This window comes from Luteimonas sp. MJ250 (genome assembly GCF_039548455.1).
In the GTDB taxonomy this organism is placed as follows: Bacteria; Pseudomonadota; Gammaproteobacteria; order Xanthomonadales; family Xanthomonadaceae; genus Luteimonas.
Genome location: NZ_JBCLVB010000023.1, coordinates 1 through 4,974 on the forward strand (window position 1 = coordinate 1; position 4,974 = coordinate 4,974).

5 protein-coding genes are annotated in these 4,974 nt (G+C 57.9%); all 5 read left to right on the top strand.

The window, feature by feature from the left end; genetic code table 11:
- Window positions 1-199: 199 nt before the first annotated feature.
- The 5 genes from WCE37_RS14655 (at window position 200) to WCE37_RS14675 (ending at window position 4,710) form a co-directional block, all read left to right on the top strand.
- Complete coding sequence (locus tag WCE37_RS14655; RefSeq protein ID WP_343279987.1) at window positions 200-472, top strand: DUF4844 domain-containing protein; 273 nt, start codon at window positions 200-202, stop codon at window positions 470-472.
- Window positions 473-1,027: 555 nt separating this feature from the next.
- A complete protein-coding gene (locus WCE37_RS14660) occupies window positions 1,028-1,474 on the top strand; it encodes a hypothetical protein (RefSeq protein WP_343263221.1) in 447 nt (148 codons plus the stop codon).
- Window positions 1,475-2,802: 1,328 nt separating this feature from the next.
- Window positions 2,803-3,330: a hypothetical protein gene (locus tag WCE37_RS14665; RefSeq protein ID WP_343279988.1), complete on the top strand. Its 528-nt coding sequence runs from the start codon at window positions 2,803-2,805 to the stop codon at window positions 3,328-3,330.
- Between the two features lie 112 nt (window positions 3,331-3,442).
- Window positions 3,443-3,763 carry a hypothetical protein gene (locus WCE37_RS14670; RefSeq protein ID WP_343279989.1) on the top strand — a complete coding sequence of 107 codons (321 nt, stop codon included), beginning with the start codon at window positions 3,443-3,445 and terminating at the stop codon, window positions 3,761-3,763.
- A 242-nt stretch (window positions 3,764-4,005) separates the two neighbouring features.
- A complete protein-coding gene (locus WCE37_RS14675; protein ID WP_343279990.1) occupies window positions 4,006-4,710 on the top strand; it encodes a hypothetical protein in 705 nt (234 codons plus the stop codon).
- The last annotated feature ends 264 nt before the right edge of the window (window positions 4,711-4,974 follow it).

A 4,974-nucleotide genomic window follows, 5' to 3' on the forward strand; every position in this document is an offset into this window, starting at 1 on the left:
AGCCTAACGATTCATTCAAGCCGACGCTGCTTCGCAGCGCGGCTTAATTCTGGTGTTAGGCCTCATGGAACTATCACGAGCTAGCAAGCTTCTCTTTGGCACCTTCCTCTTGTTCCTCACTGTGGGATGTATGGATGTGGTCGCTGGTTCATCTGATTCACTTCGCGATATGGTCGGGCGAGATCACTTGGCGGGAGGCTTGGGCACGACCGAGCCAGCGCTGAGGGCGAGGCTGAACTCCGAGATCGATGCAGCGGCTGGGGCATTGGCGAGCATGGCCGCTAACGGCGCTAGCGACGCGGAGGTTCTTGAAGAGATCGGCACTCGAATCAACGCGATAGACCGCGATTCTCTGGATACGGAAGATGCGGAAAAGGTGGCATCAGCCTTCGAGGCTATGCTGGAGCCATTGGGCCTCCACAGCTCTGAGGGCATTCTCAATACTTGGATGTATGGCTTTGATCCGGGGTAAGGCCTAACAATGCGTTCAAGCCGACACCGCATCGGGGCGCAAACCACATGGCAGGTACAGCTTGCCATGTGCTTCACGCCCCGCTGCGGCGCGGCTTAACTTAGGCGTTAGGCCTTGTGTCCCGCACTGTTGTTGCCGGGTTCCAGGCAATTTGTAGCGCCTCGTTTATCCGCAGCGTTTGCACCTCGCACGCGCGGTGCAGGCATCGGCAGTCAGTCTTGCAGCACCTCGGCTTCGGACAGGCGTGACCCTCCGCAAGGTTCGACCTGCCGAGTCGGCTTCGGACAGATCCTGGTGAGGCTCCTCGCACACGCGAGCTGTAGTTCGCGCTTCGTAGTTCCAAGGCACGGCCCAGCTGTGCCAAGTTGTTGTAGTGTTTCGGTTCGGGGTTGGGCTGCAGGGGTTCGGCGCAGGTGTCGGGCAGCGGCGTCCTAACGAGTCGTTCAAGCCGATGCCACATCGGGGCGCAAACCACATGGCAGATACAGCTTGCCATGTGCTTCACGCCCCGCTGCGGCACGGCTTAACTCTGGTGTTAGGCCGCTGGGGAGCTACATGGCCAGTCCGACCAACAAGCTTCTGGCAGCCGGTGCCGCCCTTAGCGGGCTCGCAGCGCTGGCGCATCTGGCGTGTCTAGTAGTTGGCGCTCCGCTGTTTCGGCTCTTGGGCGCCGGGGAGCAAATGGCACAGTTGCACTTGGCCGGCCACTGGTATCCCACCGTCGTTACCCTGGCCATTGCCGGCGTCCTTGCAACGTGGAGTGCGTACGCACTGTCCGGCGCCGGCGTGATTCCCAAGCTGCCGTTGCGGCGTACTGCACTCTCCGCCATCACCGTCATCTACATTGTCCGGGGCGTCGCCTTCGTGCCGGTCATGGCGTATTTCCCCGGAAACAGCATGACGTTCTGGGTAGTAAGCTCTTCAATCTGCCTGCTGATCGGCATCGTCCATCTTGTCGGCCTTCGGCAGTCTTGGGGCAGACTGTCGGGCGGCGCGGCCTAACAATGCGTTCAAGCCGAAGCCGCTTCGTTCCGCAAAGCACATGGCAGGTACAGCTTGCCATGTGCTTCGCTCCACTACGCGTCTCGGCTTAACTTAGGTGTTAGGCCTTGTTTCCCGCACTGCCGTAGCCGGGTTTTAATCGACTTGAAGCACCTTGCTCATCCGTGGCGTTTGCACCTCGCACGCGCGGTGACGGCATCGGCAAAAGTGTCTGACGCACCCCGGCTTCGGACAGGCGCGAACCTCCGCAAGATTCGACCTGCCGAGTCGGCTTCGGCCAGTAAGCGGTGAGGGTTCTTGGCCGCGCGAGCCACGGCCCTGGCTTTGGCCAAGCAACGGGTAGCCCCGCGCTTAGCGCCAGAACTTGTTGTACTGTCTGGGCTTAGGGGTTGGGCTGTCGCGGGTCGGGCGCAAGTTCCGGGCAGCGGCAGCCTAACAAGTCGTTCAAGCCGAATCCGCTTCGTTACGCAAAACACATGGCAGGTACAGCTTGCCATGTGTTTCGCTTCACTACGCTGCTCGGCTTAACTCTGGTGTTAGGCGCTAGCTGATGACTCGCCGCAAAAACTGCAAGTTGTGCGGGCCGGTACAAGCAGTGTGCTTCTGGGGGCCACTGCCAGAAAAGGCCTGGAAACGGCCGTTCCTTCTCATTCTCGGCCTGATTGCTGTAGTTGGTGGTGGGGTACTGGGCATCGCAGCAACGGGACCTCAAGATATTGGAGAGACTGTCGCGGTCTGGGCAATCGTCACGTTTGGCTTCATGGCAATCGGAGTTGGCGTTTTTGGCTGCAGCGCATGTGTCGCGCAGGCTGCGGGAAGCGCCTAACAAGTCATTCAAGCCGACACCGCTTCGCGGCGCGGCTTAATTCTGGTGTTAGGCCTTGTTTCCCGCACTGTCGGTGGCAAGTTCCAAGCGGGTTCGGGCATCTCGCTCATCCAAGGCTTCTGCACCTCGCACGCGCGATGAGTGGCATCGGCAGGCACGCGTGCACACTTCGGCTTCGGACAGGCGCGACCCCCGCAAGATTCCACCTGCCGAGTCGGCTTCGTATGGCCGCGGCGGGAGTTTTTGGCCGCGCGACTTGACTGTCTTGGCTCTGCTCGCGCCTGGGTGCCAGGTCAAGCTCTCCGGCAAGACTCGTTGTACTGTTCTGCGCAAGGGTTGGGCCGTCGCGGGTCGGGCGCAGGTGCCGGGCAGCGGCGGCCTAACAAGTCGTTCAAGCCGAATCCGCTTCGTTACGCAAAACACATGGCAGGTAAAGCTTGCCATGTGTTTCGCTTCACTACGCTGCTCGGCTTAACTCTGGTGTTAGGTGCTAGGAGGCACTATGTCCATGACTGAAAGTAAAATCAAAGGCTCCATTCGTGCGCATTGGTTTGTGCTTGCTGCCGCTGTCGTGCTTATAGGCGACATTGCACTTGCCTCACTAGATAGTTGGTCCGATCCTCAGCTGCTTGAGGCAGGCATCCTCTTCGACTTGAGTGTCGTAATTCCGGCGCTTTATCTCTGGTGCTATCGCTCTCGTGGCAAAGCAGCCATTGTCCGCGCCATCGCACTGAGCTGCCTTGGCATTTGGGTTGCCGGACACGTTGTGCCAAACGAGCATCATCAAGTACTTAGCGCCGTAGGCTTCATTCGCTATGTTGGCCTTGCTGTACTAGTTGTCATCGAACTCAAGCTTGCTGTCATGATCTTTCGTGCCGCCTTCCGCCGTGACATTGAAGCGGCACCAACTGTGCTGGCGACAGCCAAAGATGCCGGCATGCCTGAGTGGGCAGCTCGACTCATGGCTTGGGAGGCTTCGTTGTGGCGCAAGGCATGGGATGCGATTAGGCGCATGGCTGGTCGCAGCTAGCACCTAACAATTCATTCAAGCCGAACCCGCTTCGCGGGTCGGCTTAATTCAAGCGTTAGGCCGCAAGGGGAGGGGTATGGGCAGCGTGAGGAAGTTGGGGGTTAGGCCTTAGATGAAGCGCATCTGGATTCTTCTCACCCTGCTAGCCGGCGGCGGCGGAATGTATTACGTAGTGAGTGCTGGCAACTATCTTCTTAGCTACCTATCGGAGCCTGGAAATTCTCACCGGGGCGAATATCTTCAGGGAGCAGTGCTCTCGCTAATCTTCTCTTCGCCGTTCTGGATTGCCGTTTCTGTATTCGCCTATCCACTGCGTAGAACCATTCCCAAGCGAGCGTACGTTGCATTGAATATTCCGAGCGTATTGCTGATTGTGGGCATTGTCCTTCAGACTATCGTTCCTGTTATCTACTATTATTTTTGGACGCAGTGAGAGTCAGGCGCTGCTCCAAGAGCTGCAAGTTCGACGCACGAGGTTGCGGCTTGGGGGTGGGCTGTATTCGCGGCGGGCGCAAGTGCTTGGCATCGGCGGCCTAACAATGCGTTCAAGCCGAAGCCGCTTCGTTCCACCAACCACATGGCAGGTAAAGCTTGCCATGTGGTTGGCTCCACTACGCGTCTCGGCTTAACTTAGGTGTTAGGCCGCACCCAATCTGCACGACAAGTCGAGGCTCTATGAAAAACCTATCGAAGATGATCTTGGTTCTGGTCGCCGCCTTCCCGTTGGGAGCGGCGGCCAAGAAGCCTGTCGATCTCACCGTACTTAGGCAGAGTGGATATCAGACCCTGATCGCTACAACTGACCAGACGCCCAGGATGACTCTCGCCTCAGAGGTTTGGTCGCTTTCACCGGCGAGCGTTCTAGGAATTGTTGCCTTCGTAGATGCCAAGCAAAAAGCTGACAAAGTACGTGCAGAGTATGACGTCAGAGACCCAGCTCAATATATTGCGGCTGCCCTTGGCCGAGAGACGGCGGCCGCGCTTGGAATCACCAGCTCCGACCAGCCTAGCGGCCTCGAGTCCAGTTTCTCCAGTGTGCATTTAACGCTAAGGAGTGCGAAGGAACTTGCTGCGACTTATGGAACCGGAGCACTTGTCATCAACGTGGGTACGCAAAATTGGTTCGCCGATACGGTAGGCAAGGACCGCTATCGCGTGAGCTATTGGGCTAAAGCACAAGTGGTTGATACGAACACACGAACTGTTCTCGCATCCAAAGAATGCCAGGCACCGCTAAAGAAGCGAGACGTTGCACCGGAGCTTTCTGCCATGCTCGCCGGTGATGCTGAAAGCCTCAAGTTTGAGCTTCACGAAGCGGCAAATTACTGCCTCGACGTTTTCCGGAAAGGGTTGTTCTCAGGTGCTGCACAGCCTCAGTAGGTGCCGTTACGAGCCAAATGCTGCGTGCATGTGCGGCCTAACAAATCGTTCAAGCCGAAGCCGCTTCGTTGCGCAAATCACATGGCAGGTAAAGCTTGCCATGTGCTTCGCTTCACTGCGCGGCTCGGCTTAACTCTGGTGTTAGGGGGACATTCCGTGCGTTTCGTGATCTTGCTGACTACATTCTTGGTTCTAACGGGGTGCGCCACGAGCCACTTGGGGCCACAGAAGGCACCTGAGTACTTCGTTACACCAAACGTGCGC